This is a genomic window from Thioalkalivibrio sp. AKL17 (assembly GCF_000377885.1).
GTDB lineage: Bacteria > Pseudomonadota > Gammaproteobacteria > Ectothiorhodospirales > Ectothiorhodospiraceae > Thioalkalivibrio > Thioalkalivibrio halophilus.
Genome location: NZ_KB898764.1, coordinates 179,950 through 200,699, shown reverse-complemented (window position 1 = coordinate 200,699; position 20,750 = coordinate 179,950). Strand labels below are relative to the sequence as shown.

General features: G+C 68.0%; 18 protein-coding genes. 3 read left to right on the top strand and 15 right to left on the bottom strand.

Annotation, left to right across the window (positions count from 1 at the left end; all coding sequences use genetic code 11):
* Positions 1 to 16 precede the first annotated feature (16 nt).
* From trpA to leuC, 10 genes are all read right to left on the bottom strand, one after another.
* Positions 17 to 850: a tryptophan synthase subunit alpha gene (gene trpA, locus D577_RS0100975; RefSeq protein ID WP_018945733.1), complete on the bottom strand. Its 834-nt coding sequence runs from the start codon at positions 848 to 850 to the stop codon at positions 17 to 19.
* Entirely contained in the window at positions 847 to 2,058 is a 1,212-nt protein-coding gene (trpB, locus tag D577_RS0100970; RefSeq protein ID WP_018945732.1) for a tryptophan synthase subunit beta, read from the bottom strand. Before trpB ends, trpA begins: the two co-directional genes overlap by 4 nt.
* Positions 2,051 to 2,686, bottom strand: coding sequence for a phosphoribosylanthranilate isomerase (locus tag D577_RS0100965; protein WP_018945731.1), 636 nt, complete (start codon positions 2,684 to 2,686; stop codon positions 2,051 to 2,053). The genes trpB and D577_RS0100965 overlap by 8 nt, the downstream gene beginning before the upstream one ends.
* A 57-nt stretch (positions 2,687 to 2,743) precedes the next feature.
* Complete coding sequence (gene truA / locus D577_RS0100960; protein ID WP_018945730.1) at positions 2,744 to 3,571, bottom strand: tRNA pseudouridine(38-40) synthase TruA; 828 nt, start codon at positions 3,569 to 3,571, stop codon at positions 2,744 to 2,746.
* A gap of 37 nt (positions 3,572 to 3,608) precedes the next feature.
* Entirely contained in the window at positions 3,609 to 4,283 is a 675-nt protein-coding gene (locus tag D577_RS0100955; protein WP_018945729.1) for a hypothetical protein, read from the bottom strand.
* Between the two features lie 89 nt (positions 4,284 to 4,372).
* Complete coding sequence (locus tag D577_RS0100950) at positions 4,373 to 6,859, bottom strand: FimV/HubP family polar landmark protein (RefSeq protein WP_018945728.1); 2,487 nt, start codon at positions 6,857 to 6,859, stop codon at positions 4,373 to 4,375.
* A 155-nt stretch (positions 6,860 to 7,014) separates the two neighbouring features.
* On the bottom strand, positions 7,015 to 8,040 hold the full coding sequence (locus D577_RS0100945; RefSeq protein WP_018870826.1) for an aspartate-semialdehyde dehydrogenase: 1,026 nt from the start codon (positions 8,038 to 8,040) through the stop codon (positions 7,015 to 7,017).
* A gap of 29 nt (positions 8,041 to 8,069) precedes the next feature.
* Positions 8,070 to 9,146, bottom strand: coding sequence for a 3-isopropylmalate dehydrogenase (gene leuB / locus D577_RS0100940; RefSeq protein ID WP_208854533.1), 1,077 nt, complete (start codon positions 9,144 to 9,146; stop codon positions 8,070 to 8,072).
* Positions 9,147 to 9,298: 152 nt separating this feature from the next.
* On the bottom strand, positions 9,299 to 9,937 hold the full coding sequence (gene leuD, locus D577_RS0100935) for a 3-isopropylmalate dehydratase small subunit (protein ID WP_018945726.1): 639 nt from the start codon (positions 9,935 to 9,937) through the stop codon (positions 9,299 to 9,301).
* A 3-nt stretch (positions 9,938 to 9,940) separates the two neighbouring features.
* Entirely contained in the window at positions 9,941 to 11,350 is a 1,410-nt protein-coding gene (gene leuC / locus D577_RS0100930; protein WP_018945725.1) for a 3-isopropylmalate dehydratase large subunit, read from the bottom strand.
* A 297-nt stretch (positions 11,351 to 11,647) separates the two neighbouring features.
* On the opposite strand from leuC, the gene D577_RS0100925 reads away from it, so the two are divergent.
* On the top strand, positions 11,648 to 12,538 hold the full coding sequence (locus D577_RS0100925) for a LysR family transcriptional regulator (RefSeq protein WP_018945724.1): 891 nt from the start codon (positions 11,648 to 11,650) through the stop codon (positions 12,536 to 12,538).
* Between the two features lie 6 nt (positions 12,539 to 12,544).
* On the opposite strand, the gene D577_RS0100920 is transcribed toward D577_RS0100925, so the two are convergent.
* The 4 genes from D577_RS0100920 to D577_RS0100905 form a co-directional block, all read right to left on the bottom strand.
* Positions 12,545 to 13,705, bottom strand: coding sequence for a diguanylate cyclase (locus D577_RS0100920; RefSeq protein ID WP_018945723.1), 1,161 nt, complete (start codon positions 13,703 to 13,705; stop codon positions 12,545 to 12,547).
* A gap of 113 nt (positions 13,706 to 13,818) precedes the next feature.
* A complete protein-coding gene (arsJ, locus tag D577_RS0100915; protein ID WP_026288830.1) occupies positions 13,819 to 15,054 on the bottom strand; it encodes an organoarsenical effux MFS transporter ArsJ in 1,236 nt (411 codons plus the stop codon).
* A gap of 358 nt (positions 15,055 to 15,412) precedes the next feature.
* A complete protein-coding gene (locus tag D577_RS0100910; protein ID WP_018945721.1) occupies positions 15,413 to 15,937 on the bottom strand; it encodes a DUF302 domain-containing protein in 525 nt (174 codons plus the stop codon).
* 174 nt (positions 15,938 to 16,111) lie between these two features.
* Positions 16,112 to 17,812, bottom strand: coding sequence for a 2-isopropylmalate synthase (locus D577_RS0100905; protein WP_018945720.1), 1,701 nt, complete (start codon positions 17,810 to 17,812; stop codon positions 16,112 to 16,114).
* A 155-nt stretch (positions 17,813 to 17,967) separates the two neighbouring features.
* On the opposite strand from D577_RS0100905, the gene D577_RS0100900 reads away from it, so the two are divergent.
* Positions 17,968 to 18,459, top strand: coding sequence for an Lrp/AsnC family transcriptional regulator (locus D577_RS0100900; RefSeq protein WP_026288829.1), 492 nt, complete (start codon positions 17,968 to 17,970; stop codon positions 18,457 to 18,459).
* A 12-nt stretch (positions 18,460 to 18,471) separates the two neighbouring features.
* On the opposite strand, the gene D577_RS0100895 is transcribed toward D577_RS0100900, so the two are convergent.
* Positions 18,472 to 18,975, bottom strand: coding sequence for a DUF1249 domain-containing protein (locus D577_RS0100895; RefSeq protein ID WP_018871210.1), 504 nt, complete (start codon positions 18,973 to 18,975; stop codon positions 18,472 to 18,474).
* A 115-nt stretch (positions 18,976 to 19,090) separates the two neighbouring features.
* Here D577_RS0100895 and D577_RS0100890 point away from each other — a divergent pair, with 115 nt between their 5' ends.
* Positions 19,091 to 20,725, top strand: coding sequence for an alpha-D-glucose phosphate-specific phosphoglucomutase (locus tag D577_RS0100890; RefSeq protein ID WP_018945717.1), 1,635 nt, complete (start codon positions 19,091 to 19,093; stop codon positions 20,723 to 20,725).
* The last annotated feature ends 25 nt before the right edge of the window (positions 20,726 to 20,750 follow it).

Sequence of the window (20,750 nt, the reverse complement as noted above, 5' to 3'; positions counted from 1 at the left end):
ACGCAAAACGCGCATTCTACACCGAGCCGGCGGCACTCGTGGAGCGTGCCGCATCCATCGCGCGACGCATCTCACCGAGTTTGTCCGCCGCCGCACGGATGAAGCCCGCCGAATCCCCCGGATGGGCCTCCGCCAGACTGACCAGCGCACTGCCAACCACCACCGCGTCGGCCACCCGCGCCACGGCCGCCGCAGATTCCGCATCGCGGATCCCGAAGCCTACGCCCAGGGGCAGATCGGTGTATTGGCGGATCGCGTCCAGACGCTCATTCAGCGCCGAGGGATCCAGACTCTGCGAACCGGTTACACCCTTGAGCGAGACGTAATACACAAACCCGCGCGCAGCGCGGGCCAGGTGACCGATACGCTCGCTGGAGGTCGTCGGTGCCACCAGGAAGATCGGGTCAATTCCCGCCCGATCGAGCAGGCCGGTCACCTCGTCGCATTCCTCCGGCGGCAGGTCCACCGTCAGCAGGCCGTCCAGGCCAGCGGCAGCCGCAGCCTCGGCGAATGCCTCGAAGCCCATGCGTTCCACCGGGTTGAGATACCCCATCAGCACCACCGGCGTATCCGCGTCGCGTTCCCGGAACTGACGCACCATCTCCAGCACGTCGCGCAGCCCGGTGCCATGCTGCAGGGCCCGCTCGTGCGCGCGCTGGATCACCGGCCCGTCGGCCATCGGGTCGGAAAACGGGACCCCGAGTTCGACCAGGTCCGCGCCGGCGTCGACCAGCGCATGCATCAGGTCGACCGTGGCGCCCGGTTCCGGGTCGCCCGCGGTGATGTAGGGCACCAGGGCCGCACGCCCGGCCCCACGGCATTGTTCGAAGCGTTGCTGGATGCGGCTCACAGCGTAATCCCCTCGCGGTCGGCCACGGTGGCGAGATCCTTGTCGCCACGGCCGGACAGGTTGACGATGATGCTCTGGTCCGGACGCATGGTGGGCGCCAGCTCGAGCACGTGCGCGATCGCATGGCTGGTTTCCAGCGCCGGGATGATGCCCTCGGTGCGGGTCAGGCGGTGGAAGCCGGCCAGGGCCTGATCGTCGGTCACCGACACGTAGCTCGCCCGGCCGATGTCCTTCAGCCACGCATGCTCCGGCCCCACGCCGGGGTAGTCCAGCCCGGCCGAGATGGAGTGCGTGCCGATGATCTGGCCGTTGTCGTCTTCCATCAGGTAGGTGCGGTTGCCGTGCAGCACGCCGGGGCGCCCGGCGCCCAGCGGCGCGGAATGGCGGCCAGTGTCCACGCCCTCGCCGCCGGCTTCCACGCCGACCATCTCCACGGACTCATCCGCCAGAAACGGATGGAACAGACCGATGGCGTTGGAACCGCCACCCACGCAGGCCACCAGGGTATCGGGGAGGCGACCGGTCGCTTCCACGTGCTGCTCGCGGGCCTCGCGTCCGATCACCGCCTGAAAGTCGCGGACCATGGCCGGATACGGGTGCGGACCGGCGACCGTGCCAATGATGTAGAACGTGTCGTCGACGTTGGTGACCCAGTCGCGCATCGCCTCGTTCAGGGCATCCTTCAGGGTGCGGGTCCCGGAGGTCACCGGCACCACCTCGGCGCCCAGCAGGCGCATGCGGTAGACGTTGGGGGCCTGACGGCGGGTATCTTCCTCGCCCATGTAGATCACGCACTCCAGCCCCAGCCGAGCCGCGACGGTGGCGGTGGCCACGCCGTGCTGCCCGGCCCCGGTCTCGGCGATGATGCGCTTCTTGCCGAGATGCCGCGCCAGCAGTGCCTGGCCAATGGTGTTGTTCACCTTGTGCGCGCCGGTGTGGTTGAGATCCTCGCGCTTGAGATAGATCTGCGCGCCGCCCAGCTCGCGCGACAGCCGCTCCGCGTGATAGAGCGGATTCGGCCGCCCCACGAACTGCCGCAGATCGCGATCCAGCTCGGCCAGAAATGCCGGGTCCTTCATGTAGCGTTCGTACACGTCCTGCAGTTCGTCCAGCGCCCCCATCAGGGTCTCCGACACGAACCGCCCGCCGTACACGCCGAAATGCCCGCGGGCATCCGGGAACGCCCCCCAGTCGATCGCTTCACTCATTCAGTGTCACCTCGTTGCGTCGCACCGCGCGCACGAAGGCGCGCATGCGTTCCGGTTCCTTGATCCCGGGTGCGGACTCCACCCCGGAACTCACGTCGACCCCCCAGGGGCACGTTACGTTCAATGCCGCCTGTACCAACTCGGGATCCAGCCCGCCGGCCAGCAGCCACGGCCGTGGCAGGTCGGGCGGGATCCGCGACCAGTCGAAGCGGTGGCCGGTTCCGCCGGTACGCCCGCCACCGTGGCTGTCGAGCAGGAACCCGCGTGCCTGCGGGTGCGCGTCCATCGCCCGGCGCGGATCCGCATCGCCGGCCATCGCGACCGCCTTCAGATACGGCCGGCCGAACCGCGTACAGTCCGCCGCCTCCTCGTTCCCGTGAAACTGCAGGCAGTCCAGCGGCACGACGTCCAGGACCTCCTCCACCCGCCGGGGATCCGGATCCACGAACAGACCCACGGCGCTCACCAGCGGCGGCAGCGCCGCGGCAATCCCGGCCGCCTGCTCCGCGCCCACGCAACGCCGACTGGCCGGATGGAACACCAGGCCCACGGCATCGGCCCCGGCCTCAGCCGCCGCGCGCGCCTGTTCCGGGGTCGTGACCCCGCAGATCTTGATCCGATAACGCATGGGCCAAGCCTACCAGAACGCGCCTGATTCCCGCGGATACCCTGCCCGGGATCACCCTTACACACTGGCCGGCACCGGTCCCAGAACCGGCGCCTCCTGGTCCGGCATCGCAAATTCCGGCGGGTATTCCACCTGCACGAAGTACAGCCCCCCGGCCGGCGCCGTGATCCCCGACTGGCGCCGATCCCGCGCCGCCAGCACCTCGCGGGGCCAGTCCGGTTGTGCCCGGCCGTCGCCCACCGCCAGCAGTACGCCCGCGATGTTACGCACCATATGATGCAGAAACGCATTGGCATGCACGTCCACCAGCACGTACTCACCGCGCCGTCGGACCGTCAGTTCGTGCACGCGGCGCACCGGCGACTTCGCCTGACAGGCCGCCGCGCGCAGACTGGTGAAATCCTGCTCGCCGACAAAATGCCGCGCCGCCTCCTGCATCCGCGCGACATCCAGCGGCCGCCGCCACCAGGCCACGCGGCCCGCCTCCAGACCCGGCCGCACGGGTCGGTTCGCGATCACGTAGCGATACCGGCGGGAACGCGCCGCGAAACGGGCATGGAACGCCGGTGCGACCGGCTGCGCCCAGCGAATCGCAATCGAATCCGGCAGGTTGGTGTTGCCCCCCAGGATCCAGGCATGCGCCTCACGCCGGCTCGCGGTGTCGAAATGCACCACCTGAGCCGTGGCATGCACCCCCGCATCGGTTCTTCCGGCGCAGGTCAGCTCCAGCGGGTGATCCGCGACAAAGCCAAGCGCCTTCTCCAGTTTCTCCTGCACACTGGGCCCGTCCTTCTGCCGCTGCCAGCCCAGCCACGGCGTACCGTCGTATTCGACCCCGGCCGCCCAGCGCTGCAAGCCCGCCTCCGGTTCCCTTGTCTCGCCCATCCGCTGCCCGTACTCCCCGTCTTTCCTCGGTGCCGGTTCATCCCGTCACCCAACCGCCCCACTGCAACCCCAGTGCGACCATTCCCACCAGCGCCATCCAGCCGGTCTCCACTCCCCGCCAGCGATCCTCGCGCACCGGCATCGGGGAGCCCGGAGCGGGCTGTTCCGATTCGGCCGGATCCAGGGCCGCGTCCAGCCGCTGCACCAGCCATTCACGCACCGCATCCACCCTCGCCCTGCGGTCCCCCGACAGCCGGCCCCGCCGAGCTTCGATTCCGGCCCGGTCGCGTTCGAACGCCTCCAGCGCCAGGAACAGCCGGCGCGCGAAAGAGTGTCCGGCCCCCAGCGCTGAACCCCGCCGACCGCCCAGCACGCTGCCCAGGGCCGGCACCAGTTCCGTGCGCGCGTACCGATCCGTCAGCCAGACCACGGCCAGCACCACCAGCATCAGCGCCACGATCCGCGTAGCTGCCTCCAGCAGCCCCGCCGCGGTGCCTCCACCCACGGGCCACAGCCCGAAGAAAAGGGCCAGTGACAGGTAGAACCATTTCATGCGCCACCACATGCGCACCGCACGTTCCCACGGGAACGCTCGCAGCCCCGGGGCCAGCAGCAGGGCCGGCACCGTCACGGAGACGGCCACCGGGGATGCCGTCAGCACGGCCCCCGACAAGAGCAGAACGGCCCCCAGGGCCCCGATCGCCAGTTGCATGACCACCTCCCCAACGCGAAAAGGGGCCCGCAGGCCCCTCTCGCCGGTACGGTCCGGACCGCGGGCGAACCCGCCGACCGACCACCCCGTCAGGCGTCTTTCAGCTGGTCCTGGATCGCCCGGGCCCGCTCTTTCTCTTCATCCGACCCGGAGGCCATGATCTCGTCGATCAGGTCCTGCGCACCTTCCTGGTCACCCATGTCCGCATAGGCCTGGGCCAGATTCAGCCGGGTCTCGTTATCATCTTCGCCTTCGGCCGCCGGAGCCGCGGGTTCCTCCGCCGCCGGTTCGTCTGCTTCCGCGGACGCAACCGGTGGCTCGCCAGCGCCTGCTTCGTCGCCCAGCAACTCGTCCAGATCCATGGACGGCACATCGCCGCCGGCATCGCCACCGGCAGGCTGACTGTCATCGGAGGACGGCAGATCCGACTCCTCGATATCAAAGGACAGATTGTCGAGGTCGTCGAGATCCCCCGCCGCATTCCCGGCTTCCGAACCCTGGCTGGCAGCGGCCAGTTCTTCGTCGAGCCCGGTATCGGCCTCGAAATCCATGCCGCCATCGAGCTCACCGGCCGCCTTTTCCGGCGCCGTCGGCTCGCCCGAACCCGACGCCTCCTGTACCTCGGCAAAGCCGGACAGGTCGAACTCGCCGGCTTCATCGGCCGGTTCACTGGCCGCGGAGTCCGCGGCCGGCGCGCCCGCGGCCGCAGAAGCGTCGCCCGAGCCGGCTTCCAGGTCCGCGAGTTTCTCGCGGATCTCGCCGTGTTCCGGACCCAGGCGTTCGCGCAGGCTGGCCGCGGCCTGGCGCATCTCGGAGTCGCGTCCCTGAGCCGAGAACGCCTCCACCAGCTTCAGGCGATACTGGAGATTGCCGGGCTCATCGTCGATGGCCGAGGACAGGGTATCGACGGCCTGATCGTTCATGCCGTAGGCGAGGCAGACATCCACCTCGGCCAGCACATCGTCGGCGCTCATGCCCGCGGTTTCCGACGCCCCGCTTTCACCAACCGGGGTCGGCTCGCCCACCGCTTCTTCCGCCTGGCTCATGCCCGTGTCGTCCCCACCGCCCGGGCGCGCCGGAGTGGCCGGAACCTCGTCCTGCGGTTCCGCAGCGGAGTCGCCAGTCGAGGCGGCAACGGCGCCTCCGGCAGCCACCCCCGTGGCACCCGCCACCGCGGCGCCCGAAACGGACGCCTCGGACGCCTCGGACGCCTCCTCGCGGGCCTCGTAGCCGCTGCGCGGATCCGGGGTCGCCTTCACGCCGGAGTTGTCCACCCGGGCGTTGCGGTCGCCGCCCGGGCCACCCGGGCCGCCACCACGACCGCCGCGGGCGAATGCCAGCAGAACCAGCACCAGCAACACGACCAGGGCGATGGCCATCATCATCAGCAGCGGGTCGTTCATGATCCGCTGGTGCAGCGGAGCGTCACGTTCGGCCTCGGCCTCTTCCATGCGCGCCCGCAGTTCCGCCCGCTCGTCCTGCAGCTCCGCGAGCTGGCCTTCCAGCGTGGCCAGTTCCTCGCTGGCGATCTCGGCCACCTGTTCGCGATCCTGCAGGGATTCGCGCATGCGAGCGATTTCTTCCCGCATTTCGTCCATTTCGGCACGCTGCGAGATCAGGGCCTCCTGGACGACTTCGGGCGATTCGGCGATCAGCGCCGCTTCCTCACCTTCCGGCAGCACGTCGGTAACGATTTCGAGACGGTCATCCACTGCGTCCGCATCGTCTTCGGCCGCCACGGCTTCGCCGTCTTCGCGTTCGGATTCCTCTTCACGAGCTTCGGCGTCTTCCTCGGGCTCGTCTCTCACCTCTTCCTCGACGGCTTCTTCGGCCGCGTCCGGATCCGCCTCCTCGGTCACCTCTTCGGCGACCTCGGGCTCGGGCTCCGGCTCCGGTTCGGGACGCGTACGCGCCTGCCAGTCTTCGGTCTGACGCTGGATCTCTTCGCGCGCCCCGGCGGCGTCCACCGCTTCCAGCGCCGCACGATCGGGCGTGCTCAGTTCCACGTCGGCACGCAGCGCATTGACGTTGCCATCGATAAAGGCATCGGGATTTTCCCGCAGGAACGCGAGCATGGCCTGCTCGTTGCTGACCCCGCTCAGCCCTGCCCGCTGCACGATCGCATACAGCGTGTCGCCCGAGCGTACGCGATAGGTGTCCTGCGGGGCCCGGCGGTCGTCATCGGTCGCGGTGGTGCGTGCCGCCGCACGATCATCCGGAAGCGTTCCCGGAGGATCCAGCAGCAGGTTGAGTTCACGATAACTGCGCCCCCCGTCCCAGCGGGCTTCCAGAAGGATCCCGATGTAGGGCTCGCGCACGGGCTCGCGGGTGCGCAGGACGACCTCGCGATCCTGCCCTTCGCCACGCAGTTCAACCCGCAGGTCCCCCGGCACGCGGCCCCGGTCCAGTCCCGCCCGGCGGTACCGTTCTTCGGAGGCCTGACGCACCTGCAGCGATTCATCGGTCGCCGCCTCTCCGCGCAGCGCCACCCGGACATCCAGCGCCTGGTTCAACGTGGACCGGATCTGGGGATCGCCCAGCCCCACGGAGCTGGAAGAGGCCGGCGCGACCAGCAAAAGAATAATGAGCCCGAATAGTAACTTGCGCACGAACGTCCCCCTGTGTGTGCGTGGTTGCTGTCCGGGGCCGCCCGTGTCTCTGCCGACACGGGCTGTTGCCCGGCCCCTTGAACAATGAGGCTACCAGATCCCCGGCATATTGTGGGATTTAATCACAGGTAATCGCGGATCAAAACCTCGGCGATCTGGATCGTGTTCAAGGCTGCGCCCTTGCGCACATTATCGGAAACCACCCACATATCCAGTCCGCGGGGATGCGAAATGTCCTCGCGGATACGGCCGACGTACACCGCATCGGTGCCGCTGCTTTCGGTCACGGCGGTCGGGTACCCTCCGTCCTCGTGGCGATCCAGCACCTCGATGCCCGGTGCGGCCGCCAGCAATTCGCGCGCGCGTTCGGCCGAGATCTTCTCGCGGGTTTCGATGTGCAGCGCTTCGGAATGCCCGTAGAACACCGGGATGCGCACCGCCGTGGGGTTCATCTGGATGGACTCGTCGCCCATGATCTTGCGGGTCTCCCAGACCATCTTCATTTCTTCCTTGGTGTAGCCGTTATCCTGGAAGACATCGATATGCGGCAGCGCGTTGAACGCGATCTGCTTGGGGTAGACGCTGCATTCCACCGGGCGACCGTTCAGCAGGGCCGCAGTCTGGTGCGCCAGCTCCTCGATCGCGTCCTTGCCGGTACCGGAAACCGCCTGATAGGTGGCCACGTTCACGCGTTCCACGCCGACGGCGTCGTGCAGCGGCTTGAGCGCGACCAGCATCTGGATGGTGGAGCAGTTGGGATTGGCGATGATCCCGTGGCGCTCGTAGTCGCCCACCGCATCCGGATTGACCTCCGGGATCACCAGCGGGATCTCGGGGTCATAACGGAACTGCGAGGTGTTGTCGATCACCACGCATCCGGCCGCGGCCGCCTTCGGCGCGTATTCCTTCGACACCGACGCTCCCGGCGAGAACAGCCCGATATCCACCTGCGAAAAATCGAACTGCGCGAGGTCCTCCACAATCAGCTCGCGGTTCCCGTAGGAGACGGTGCTGCCGGCCGAGCGTTCGCTGGCAAGGGCATGCACCCGGTCCAGCGGCAGGTCGCGCTCGGCCAGGATGGAGAGCAGGGTCTCGCCGACGGCACCGGTGGCGCCGACGACGGCCACGTTGAACTTGCGATCACTCATGTCGGGGTCCTGTAACGTTAAAAAGGGTGTCAGGCGTCGTCCAGCGCAGCGACCAGGGCATCGCCCATACCCTGGGTCGACACCAGCTGCATGCCGTCGCCATGGATGTCCGGGGTCCGCAGGCCCTGATCGAGCACCCGCCCCACCGCGGCTTCCAGACGTTCGGCAAGGTCGTTGCGGTTGAGGCTGTGCCGCAGCATCATGGCAATCGACAGCACGGTCGCCATCGGATTGGCCTTGCCCTGCCCGGCAATGTCCGGCGCGGAGCCATGGATCGGTTCGTACAGGCCGACGCCCTCGCTGTTCAGCGAGGCCGAGGGCAGCATGCCGATGGACCCGGTCAGCATCGCCGCGGCATCCGAAAGAATGTCCCCGAACATGTTGCTGGTCACCATCACGTCGAACTGCTTGGGGTCGCGCACCAGCTGCATGGCCGCGTTGTCCACATACATGTGGGACAGTTCGACCTCGGGGAACTCCTTGCCCACGCGCTCCACCACCTCGCGCCACAGCTCCGAGACCTCCAGCACATTGGCCTTGTCCACCGAGCACAGGCGCTTGTTGCGCTTCATCGCGGCCTCGAATCCGACCCGCGCGATGCGCTCGATCTCGGATTCGGTGTAGCCGGCGGTGTTGTAACCGTAGCGCTGCCCGTCGCGCTGTTCGATGCCGCGCGGCTGGCTGAAGTAGATACCCCCGGTCAGTTCGCGCACGATCAGCAGATCCAGCCCGCTCACCACCTCGGGCTTGAGGGTGGAGGCCGAAGCCAGCTGCGGGTAGAGGATCGCCGGGCGCAGATTGGCGAACAGTTCGAGATCGGAACGGATCCCCAGCAGGCCGCGCTCGGGGCGCAGATCGCGTTCCAGGGATTCGTACTGCGGGCCGCCGACCGCGCCCAGCAGGATCGCATCGGCGCGGCGCGCCTGCTCCCGCGTCGCCTCGGGGTAGGGGTGCCCGGCCGCATCATGCGCCGCCCCGCCGATCAGGCCCTGTTCGATCTCCAGTTCGAGGCCGCCGATCTCGGCGACGCGTTCCAGCACCTTCAGCGCCTCCGCCACGATCTCGGGCCCGATCCCGTCACCGGGCAATACCAGAATTCGGTTCACAAACCTCTCCTAACCATCAGATCTATCGAATTTCTTTTCCACCCGCAGGAGGCCAGCCCTCTGGCCGATTGGGCGCCAGGACAGGCTCCATCGGCCAGAGGGCTGGCCTCCTACGGGGGTAACCCCGTCCCGGCGCCCGGTCGGCCAGACCGTTATTCCACCATCCACGGGCGTTCCTGCCGCAGGCGTTCTTCATAGGCACGAATATCGTCCGCGAACTGCAGGGTCAGGGCAATGTCGTCCAGCCCGTGCAGCAGGCGGTGGCGGCGGTCCTCATCCAGCGTGAAGCGGAACACCGTAGCGTCCGGCGCGGTCACGGTCATCTCTTCCAGGTTGACCTCGACCTGCGCGCCCGGATTCGCTTCGACCTGCTCGAACAGGTTCTGCACCTCGTCCTCGGCCAGCACCACCGGCAGCAGCCCGTTCTTGCAGCTGTTGGAGAAAAAGATGTCGGCGAACGACGGCGCGATCACCGCGCGAAAGCCGAAGTCGGTCAGCGCCCACACCGCGTGCTCGCGCGAGGAACCGCAGCCGAAGTTCTTGCGCGCCAGCAGGATGGTCGCCTGGTCATACGGCGGCCGGTTGAGCACGAAGTCGGGGTTCGGCCGGCGCTGCGAGTGGTCCATGCCCGGCTCGCCCGGGTCCAGGTAGCGCCAGTCGTCGAACGCGTTGGGGCCGAAGCCGGTGCGCTTCACCGACTTCAGGTACTGCTTGGGGATGATCGCGTCGGTATCGACGTTGGAGCGGTCCAGCGGCGCGACGATCCCCTTGTGCACGGTAAAGGCCTGCATCGCTCAGCCCTCCAGCTCGGACGGTTCGATGAAATGCCCGGCGACGGCCGCCGCGGCCGCCAGCGCGGGGCTGACCAGATGCGTACGTCCGCCCTGCCCCTGGCGGCCCTCGAAGTTGCGGTTCGAGGTCGAGGCGCAGCGCTCGCCCGGCTCCAGGCGGTCGGCGTTCATCGCCAGGCACATGGAGCAGCCCGGCTCGCGCCACTCGAAGCCGGCATCCAGGAAGATGCGGTCCAGCCCCTCCTGCTCCGCCTGCTGTTTCACCAGCCCGGAGCCCGGCACCACCATCGCCAGCTTGATGTTATCGGCCTTCTTGCGGCCCTTCACCACCTCGGCGGCAGCACGCAGGTCCTCGATGCGCGAATTGGTGCAGGAGCCGATGAACACCTTGTCCGGGCGGATCTCGGTCATCGGCGTATTCGGCTGCAGATCCATGTATTCCAGCGCGCGCTGCATGCCCTCGGCACGTACCGGGTCGGACTCGGCTGCGGGGTCCGGCACGCGGCCGTCGATCGGCGCGACCATCTCCGGCGAGGTGCCCCAGCTGACCTGCGGGGCGATCCCGGCGGCATCCAGCTCCACCACCGCGTCGAACTCGGCATCCGGGTCGGAAACCAGCGTACGCCAGTACTCGGCCGCGCGTTCGAACATCTCGCCGGTGGGCGCCTGCGGCTTGCCACGCACGTATTCGATGGTCTTCTCGTCCACCGCCACCATGCCCGCGCGGGCCCCGGCCTCGATGGACATGTTGCAGATACTCATGCGCCCCTCGAGCGACAGGCTGCGGATCGCCGACCCGGCAAACTCGATCGCATAGCCGGTGCCGCCCGCGGTGCCGATACGGCCAATGATCGCCAGCACGATATCCTTGGCGGTCACGCCCGGGCGCAGCTCGCCCTCCACGCGGATCTGCATCGCCTTCGTCTTTTTCTGCCACAGGCATTGCGTGGCCAGCACATGCTCCACCTCGGAGGTGCCGATACCGAAGGCCAGCGCGCCCAGCGCGCCATGCGTGGAGGTATGCGAGTCGCCGCAGACCACGGTCATCCCCGGCAGGGTCGCGCCCTGTTCCGGGCCGATCACGTGCACGATGCCCTGGCGCACGTCGGCCATCGGAAAGAACTTCAGCCCGAAGCCGGACACGTTGCTCTCCAGCGTCTCCACCTGGGTGCGCGAGACCGGATCCTCGATCCCGGCATCGCGGTTGGTGGTGGGCACGTTGTGGTCCGGCACCGCCAGCACGGAATCGCCGCGCCACGGCTTGCGCCCGGCCAGGCGCAGACCCTCGAAGGCCTGCGGACTGGTCACCTCGTGCACCAGATGGCGATCAATGTAGAGCAGCGTGGAGCCATCCGGCTCCTCGCGTACCACATGCGCCTCCCACAACTTGTCGTACAGGGTCTTGCCTGCCATTCCTCACTCCCGCGGCCACGCCGCGATATTCCGAGCCATATCTTCGCTGAACGGCCGTAAAAGCCCCCTGTGGGAGGCCAGCCCTCTGGCCGATTCGACGTTGGGGCAAATCGGCCAGAGGGCTGGCCTCCTACGGGCGGGCCTACCGATCACATCGTCACTCTGCGGCTGCCGCGATATTCTTTCAAATCCGATTTCTTATCCGTATCATTCCATGCGGTTATCCATCGGCGGCAGACGAGCCGGATTCCGCCATCGAATCGGCCATTATCGCACGCAACCCCCGGAGAGACAGGCATGCGCCCGGAACAACTGAGTGTCGAATCCCTGCAGGCCTTCGTCGCGGTGGTCGACACGGGTGCGTTCTCCGCCGCAGCCGAACGTCTGCACCTGACGCAACCAGCGATCAGCAAGCGCATTCAGGCCCTGGAGGCCACCCTGGAACGCCCGCTGTTCGAGCGCCAGGGACGGCGCGTGCGCCCGACCGAGGTGGCCGAACGCCTGCTGCCCGAGGCGCGCGAGATCCTCGCCCGGCTGCGGGCGATCGAACAGCAGATCGCCGATCTGGACACCGTGGTACGCGGTCGCATCCGCCTGGCCACTTCCCATCACATCGCGCTGCACCGCCTGCCCGACCCGCTGGCCGCGCTGGGCGGGCGCTACCCGGACCTCGAACTCGAGCTGGCATTCATGGACTCCGAAGCGGGTATCCAGGCCGTGCTGCACGGCGACGCCGACCTGGCCCTCGCCACGCTGCCCGAGTCGCTGCCCGACGGAATCGAGGCCCGGACCGTGTGGACCGACGAACTGGTGCCCATGATCGCCCGCGCGCAGGCCATCCGTACGCCCGGCGACACCCTCGCGCGCCTGCGGGACTGGCCGGCCATCCTTCCCCCGGTGGATTCCACCACCCGTCGGCGGATTGAACAGGCCCTGGCCACGGCGGAGCTGCGCCCGGCCGCCGCCCAGGAGAGTCCCTATCTGGAGGTCATCCGCATGATGATCGTCGCCGGCCTCGGCATCGGCTTTCTCCCGCGCGACATGGCCACCGAGGAGCTCGCGGTGCTCGACTGGCCCGGGCCGCCCGTCCTGCGTTCACTGGGTTGGGTGCGTCATGCCGCGCGCTACCATTCGCGGGCCCTGCAGGCGGTGATCGAGAAACTGGAGGGTTCCGGCCCGCCCGCCTGACACGGCTCAGTTGACCACGGGTCTGGCGGCGTCTCCGGCAGCCGCGCGCACGCAGTTGCGTCCGGCGGACTTGGCTTCGTACATGCCCAGATCCGCCCGGCCGAGGGCCGCATCGATCGACTCCTCCGGCATCCAGGCGGCGACCCCCACGCTCGCGGTCATGCGCACCACCGCGCTCCCGCTCTGTACGCAAAGGGCCTGAACCTCCGAGCGCAGGCCCTGAGCGCGCTTTTCCGCCTGCTCCAGGGACATCCCCGGCAACAGCACGCCGAACTCCTCACCGCCGAGCCGCGCCAGGGTCTCCCCGGGCTTCAGGGTATCTCTGAGCACGCGCGCCACGCTGCGCAGGACCTCGTCGCCCACTGCATGACCGTGACGATCGTTCACGCCCTTGAAGTGGTCCAGATCCAGCAGCACGACCGTCATCGGCTCCTCCTCCAGACGCGCGCGATGGCGGGCCGCCTCGGCGGCATCGAAGAATCCGCGCCGGTTGGCCACTCCGGTCAGCGGATCCGTGGTGGACATGCGCACCAGCCGGTCAAGCGCCGCAAACTGCCAGTGCCGCAGCACGTCCTCGCGATGGGCGATGGCCAGAAGGACCAGCAGCACGAAGGAGACGAACAGTCCCGCCAGATGGGCCTCGCTCCCCTGCACATCGTCGGTCTTGCCCAGCGCAACCGCCCACGTCGCCAGCAGCAGAACTCCGGTCAGGCCCCAGCGCCAGCGCCCGGTGTTAGGCAACAGCAGCACGAACACCATCCCGACAAAGGCGAACTGGCTGGTATCCAGGACCGGACTGGAGTGCTCCAGTCCGTGGACGAAAGTCAGGGCCAGCGTCAGCAACGCTACCCCGAGCCCCGTCAGCGGCGCGATGGTCAGCAGACCCTCCGGCCAGCGCCATACGCTCAGAGCCGCCCCGAGCAGCATCGCCGCGAATACCCCCCGCAACACGAACGCCACTTCCAGCCACCCGCCTTCCAGCTGCGCCAGATCCAGCGGCACCAGCGCCGCCAGCATCGCCAGGATCAGTGCGAGCACCACCAGAAACGTCACTCGCATCCCGCGGGATCGCTCGCTGCGGAACCGCGCCTCCAGCGCATCGTCGGCGAACGCCGCAGTCCAGGGTGACGGTCGCGGCAGCGGAACCGGAAGGTGGCCGTGCGTCATGTAGCCTCGATGATCGACCACCCGCTTCCCCTTCGAATGGATATTGACAGCGCAGGATCCCACGACAGGTGTGAGCGTACCAGAGGCATACCGTGACCGGCACGCCGGATCGTTCAGGCGTGCATGGCCTCGCGCGGCAGCGCCGAGGAGATCATCCAGGCGGCAAAGACAAACAGCGTGGAGGCCACAAGCGCCCCCTCCAGCCCCCAGAGCATGAAGATGGCACCGGAGGCGACGGTCCCGACCAGACGCCCCCCGGCATTGGCCATGTAGTAAAAGCCGACCTTCATCGCAACGCGGTCGGCCTCGGCGTAGTCGAGGATCAGGAAGGAGTGCACAGCGGAGTTGATGGCGAACACGACGCCGAACAGGCCCAGCCCGACCATCAGCACCCACGCCGGGTCCAGGCCGGCCTCCAGGCCGATCACGATGGCCAGCGGCAGCAGCATGAGAACGAACGCCCACAGGCGCGCGGTCAGCCCGGTCGGATGCACCCCGCCCCGGCCCAGCAGGCGCGGCACCGACGCCTGCACGATGCCGTAGCCGATCACCCACAGCGCCAGAAACGCCCCCACCTGCATGTGGTTCCAGTCCAGGGTCGCGCTCAGGAACACCGGCAGCGCGACCACGAACCAGACATCGCGCGCGCCAAACAGGAAAAAGCGCGCGGCCGACAGCACGTTGATCGCGGTGGAGTTCGAGAACATCCGGGTGAACTTCGGCTTGCCGCCGACCTTGCCCAGGCCACGCGGCAGCCCGACCACCGAGAACAGCATCACCACACCCAGCATCCCGGCGAGAATCACCAGCGCCAGCTGGAATCCGACCGAGTACAGCAGCGCGCCACCGACGAAGAAACCGACCCCCTTCAGCGCGTTCTTGGAGCCGGTGAGCACCGCGACCCAGCGAAACAGACGCCCTTCGCCGTCGCCGGCGACCAGCTTCACGCCGGATTTCGCGCTCATCTTGTTCAGGTCCTTGGCGATCCCCGACAGGGCCTGCGCGAACATCACGTACGCCACCCCCAGCCAGGCCTCGGGCACCGTGAGCATCAGCAGGGCCGCCACCTGCAGCAGCGTCCCGCCGATCATCGTCGTGTTCACCCCCAGCCGCGCGGCCAGCCAGCCACCGGTCAGGTTGGTGACCACCCCGAACAGCTCGTAGAACAGGAACAGGAAGACGATCTCCAGCGGGCTGTAGCCCAGCTGGTGGAAGAACAGCACGACCAGCATGCGGATCGCGCCGTCGGTGATGGTGAACGCCCAGTAGTTCGCGATGATGCGCGCGTAGGCGCCCACACCGAGGACCGGCGAAGCGTCAGGATCGGGACCAGGGAAACACTGATTCATGTACACGCTCGCGCTCGAGTCGCTTTTGCGTGCGGACAAGGCGCGGTGACCGCCGTGCAGTCATTCTGCACAAGGGAGCCGCAACGCCGTGCGCGCACAAAAGCGGCCGAGCCCCTTCGGGGTTGGCACCCCGGGTTCCCCGATCCTGCGTTGCGGCCCTTGCCGGTAGAACCACTACCGGCTGCGCACCGCGCCTTGTCTCGGAAAACCCGGGGTGCCAACGCGAGCGTGTACATGGATCAGTGTTTCCCTGGGGGCCGCCTTGCTCATCGCGGCGGGGAGTGTAGAGAAAAAGCATGAACGCCGCATTACGCCACGGCGGGGCAACGCGCACCCCGCCGTGGCCGTCGACTCATGCTCAGAAATCGCCGGTGCGGCCGGCTTCGACGATGCTGTAGATCGTGTCTCTCACCTCGCGGGCAACTTCTTCCAGATCCTCGGGCAGATCCGTGGCATGCATCATCATGTCCATGTTGGTGGTCACGATCCAGCCCTGGCCCTCGTCGTCCTCCACCACCGCGATGCGACACGGCAGGAAACTGGCAAAGATGATGTCGTGCTGCACCATTTGATTCGCGATCAGGGCATCACAGAACGCCAGTATGCGCATGTAGTTGCCCTCGCCGCCCATGGCCGTCACCTGCTCGGAAAGCGGCAGGTTCGCCACTTCCTGAAAGTTGCGCAGATTGGCCCGCAGCTGCATCGACTCCACCGCCTCCTCGACGCTCACCCCGTCCTCGATCCGGAACACCTCGGCGCTGTGCCGCACCATCTTCTGAAGCGTTTCACGATCGAGTTCCGGTTCCTGCGCCGCATCCGGCGCCGAAGCCAGCAGGCCCGGAGTCCAGCCCAGCAGCAGCAAAAACAGAATCCACCGTTTCATGTTCCACCTCCCGCCGTTGCGCGGCCCCCGGCCGCTTCATCGAAGGCTAGACCACTCACCGGAATACCGGAGCCGGACAACCAAAAAACCCCGTGCCGCTCGTGCGACACGGGGTTTGCCATGGAGTCCCTGCGACCGCGGCACACGATCGCTCGGGCCGTCTGCGCCGGGGGGTCAGGCGCTGGCCGCGGCCATCACCGCGTCCGGGATGCGCGGGGCCTCGTTGCCCAGGCGCCGGCCGGCGGCGTTCAGGACCGCCTGCAGGGTCGCGGCCGTGGTGTCCTCGCCCAGGGCCACGCCCACCGAGCGCTCGCCGTCCACCGAGACATCCACCGCGGCCATCGCGCGCGCCTCGGTCCCGGCCTCCACCGCGTGCTCGTCGAAGTGGCTGACGCGCACCTCCACGCCGCGGCTGGCGTGCAGCGCCTCGGCCAGCGCCTCCACCGCGCCGTGGCCGGCCCCGTTCAGGCGGGTCTCCTGTCCGGGCGGGCCCACGGTGGCATCCAGGCGCACCACCGGCCCTTCCTTCTCCATTTCGTAGCGCACCAGATCCCAGCCCGGCACCGGCGCCAGGTAGTGCTTCTCGAACAGCTCGTGGATGCGCTGCGAGGTCACTTCCTCGCCGGAGGCCTCGGCGTCCTGCTGCACGATGCGGGCAAACTCCACCGCCAGCCAGCGCGGCAGCTCGATGCCGTAGTCGCGCTCCAGCACGTGGGTCACCCCGCCCTTGCCGGACTGCGAGTTGATGCGCACCACCTCTTCGTAGCGCCGTCCCAGGTCGCCCGGGTCGATCGGCAGGTAGGGCACGTTCCAGTGGCCGCCATGCTCGCGGTAATGCGCCAGACCCTTGCGGATCGCATCCTGGTGGCTGCCGGAGAAGGCCGTGTAGACCAGCTCGCCGGCCCACGGATGGCGCGGATGGATCGGCATGTCGGTGCATTCCTTGTACACCTCCATCAACCGCTCCATGTCGGACAGGTCGATGGTCGGGTCGATGCCCTGCGAATACAGGTTCATGCCAACGGTGACCAGGTCCATGTTGCCGGTGCGCTCGCCGTTGCCGAACAGCGTGCCCTCCAGGCGGTCGGCCCCGGCCAGCAGGCCCAGTTCGGCCGCGGCCACGCCGGTGCCGCGGTCATTGTGCGTATGCAGCGACACGCAGATGTGCTCGCGCCGCTGCACGTGATCGCAGAACCACTCCACCTGGTCGGCGAACACGTTGGGCGTGGCCGACTCCACCGTAGCCGGCAGGTTGATGACCACCTTCTGGCCCCGATCCGGGCGCCAGATCGCGGTCACCGCGTCGACCACCTCGACTGCGTAGTCCAGCTCGGTGGTGGAGAAGCTCTCCGGCGAGTACTGGAAGATCCAGTCGGTCTGCGGGTACTTCGCGGCGTAGTCGCGCACCCAGCGCGCGCCGTTCTCGGCGATGCCACGGATGCCGTCGCGGTCCATGCGGAACACCTGCTCGCGCTGCGCCGGGTTGGTGGAGTTGTACACGTGCACCACCGCGCGCGGCGCGCCCTCCAGGGCCTCGAAGGTCCGCGCGATCAGATCCTCGCGCGCCTGGGTCAGCACCTGTACGTACACGCCCTCGGGGATGCGCTGCTCGTCCACCAGCCGGCGGGTGAAGTCGAAGTCGATCTGCGAAGCGGCCGGGAAGCCGATCTCGATCTCCTTGAGCCCGATGTCCACGAGCACCTCGAAGAAGCGCATCTTCTGCTCCACGCTCATCGGGTGCACCAGCGCCTGGTTGCCATCCCGCAGGTCCACCGCGCAGAAACGCGGGGCCGCGGTCGTGCGCTGCGCCGGCCAGCGCCGGTCCGCCTTGTCGATCGGCGGGAAGGGGGCGTACTTGGTGTGATCGAAACTCATGACGATCGGTCTCCTGAATCCGGATACTTACGGCTTTCTTCTTGGGACAACAGAATAACGCAGAGTTCGCCGCAGGGAATTGCGAATTACCCCCATGCCGCTTTCTTTTCGCCACGAGATTGCGCCGGATGGCCCGTGCGCGCAAGATTCGGCTCATGGAAAACGAACTGCACCGCCTCGATCGCTACGACCGCCACATCCTCGAGATCCTGCAGGAGGACGCCGGCATCTCCAACCAGGCGCTGGCCGAGCGCGTGGGCCTCAGTCCGTCACCCTGCCTGCGTCGGGTACGGGCCCTGGAAAGTGCCGGGATCATCCTGCAGCGCGTGGCCCTGCTGGACCGGAGGCGTCTGGGCCTGGAGCTGACCGCGCTGATCCATATCGGCATGGATCGGCACACCCCGGAACGTTTCGCCCACTTCGAGGAAACGGTGGCCACCTACCCCGAGGTCCAGCGCTGCTACCTGATCACCGGCCAGGCAGCCGACTACATGCTGCAGGTGGTGGTTCCGGACATGGATGCCTATCAGGAATTCCTGCTGCGGCGCATCACAAGGCTGGAGGGGGTGGACAGCGTGCACTCCAGCTTCGTGCTGCGCCGGGTGCTGGACCGCACCGCGCTCCCGCTGGACTATTCCCCGGGATGATCCGGGCGGCGCTCAGACCTCCGGGGTCTCGCCACTGACCGGCGCGGCCGGGGCCGCCGAGCCGTCGGCGACAAAACGATGCCCCTGGCGCAGGCAGTAGCGCAGCCACTTGTACAGGAAGCGGTTGTGCCGCCAGCGACAGCCCAGGCCCGGCTGACCCGCGAGGGTATCGATCATGCGGTCTTCCCCGGTACTGCGGCAGTAGCGCCCCAGCACCTCGGCCTGGCGGGCGTCGTGGAACATGCGCACCCGCACGTCCGGCTGCTCGCGCACCCGGTCGCCTTCGCCGAAGCGGTAGGTCAGGCGCAGCGTGGTGGTGTAACGGGTGCGCTCCAGCACCTCCAGATGAAGATCGAGGGCCCCGTCCACGCGCGATACGGCCCGTCCGCCCACGGCGGCGGGATCGGGACACAGGCGGCGCAACTGCAGATAGTTGTCCTCGTAGAGCTCCATCAACGCGGCGAAGGTGACGGGCCGCGGCTGGAGGTACGCGGGGGTACGGCTGTCCAGCAACATGGCGGCGGAGTCTAACAGCCCTGCGCCGCCACCGTCCGGCATCCCGGCGCTCAGAGCGGACACCCCCGTACGTTTCTGCTACCGTCGGGATAAAGTCAGGGGAGTCACGCAGCACATGGACATCAGCGTCGTCACCACCCATCCGTTCGAAGACCAGAAGCCAGGCACGTCGGGTCTGCGCAAGCGCGTCAGCCGCTTCCGCCAGCCGCATTACCTGGAGAACTTCGTCCAGGCCGTATTCGACAGCCAGCCCGCGCTGGAAGGGGCCGAACTGGTGCTGGGCGGGGACGGCCGTTTCCACAACCGCGAGGCGATCCAGACCATCCTGCGCATGGCCGCCGCCAACGGCGTCGGCCGGGTGGTGGTCGGGCGCGGCGGGCTGCTGTCCACGCCGGCCGCCAGCCACCTCATCCGCAGCCGCGGTGCCACCGGGGCCCTGATCCTGTCCGCCTCGCATAACCCCGGGGGACCGGAAGGCGACTTCGGCATCAAGTTCAACACCGCAGCGGGCGGACCGGCTCCGCCCGCGGTCACCGACGCCATCCACGCCCGCAGCCAGGCCATCACCCATTACCGCATCCTCAAGGAAGCGGTGCACGTGGATCTGGATCATCTGCAGGCGACCACCCTGAACGGCATGGACGTGGAGGTGGTCGATCCGGTCGCCGCCTACGCGGATCTGATGGACGAGCTGTTCGATTTCCACGCCATTCGCGAGCTGCTGGCCGGCGACTTCCGACTCCGCTTCGATGCCATGCACGCGGTGACAGGCCCGTATGCGGAAACCCTGCTCGTGGACCGCCTGGGGGCGGCCCCGGAAAGCATCCTGCGGGCAGAACCACTGGGCGATTTCGGCGGCGGACACCCCGACCCCAACCTGGCCCACGCGCGCCAGCTTCGCGAGGCGATGTTCGGCCGCGACGCCCCGGACTTCGGTGCCGCCTCCGACGGCGACGGGGACCGCAACCTGATCCTCGGGCGGCATTTCTTTGTCACCCCGTCGGACAGTCTCGCCATCATGGCGGCCAACGCCCACCACATCCCTGCCTTTGCCGATGGCCTGCGCGGGGTGGCGCGCAGCATGCCCACCAGCCAGGCGGTGGACACCGTGGCCGAGGCCCTGGGCATCCCCTGCTACGAGACGCCCACCGGCTGGAAGTTCTTCGGCAACCTGCTGGATGACGGGCGCATCCGCCTGTGCGGCGAGGAGAGCTTCGGCACCAGTTCCGACCACGTGCGCGAGAAGGACGGCCTGTGGGCGGTCCTGTTCTGGCTCAACCTGCTCGCCGTGCGCCGGCAGTCGGTGGAGACCATCGTGCGCGAGCACTGGGAGCGTTTCGGCCGGCACTACTACACCCGGCACGATTACGAGGGGATCCGCAGCGAACACGCCGAGGCGGTGATGGATCGCGTGCGCGACCGGCTGGCCACCCTGCCGGGACAGTCGCTCGCCGGACAGACGGTCCGGGCCGCCGACGATTTCGCCTACACCGACCCGGTGGACGGATCAGTGGCCGAAGGTCAGGGCCTGCGGGTGATGTTCGAGAGCGGTGCGCGCATCGTCTTCCGGCTGTCGGGCACCGGCACCGAGGGAGCAACGCTGCGCCTGTACATCGAACAGCACGAAACCGCCCCGGAGCGGCTCGACCTGGATCCTCAGGAAGTGCTGCGGCCGCTGATCGACGCCGCCGGCGAACTGGGCGATATCCCCGGGCTGACCGGCCGCCGGAGCCCCGACGTCATCACCTGACCCTTCAGGGCCTGATCCGTCCGGG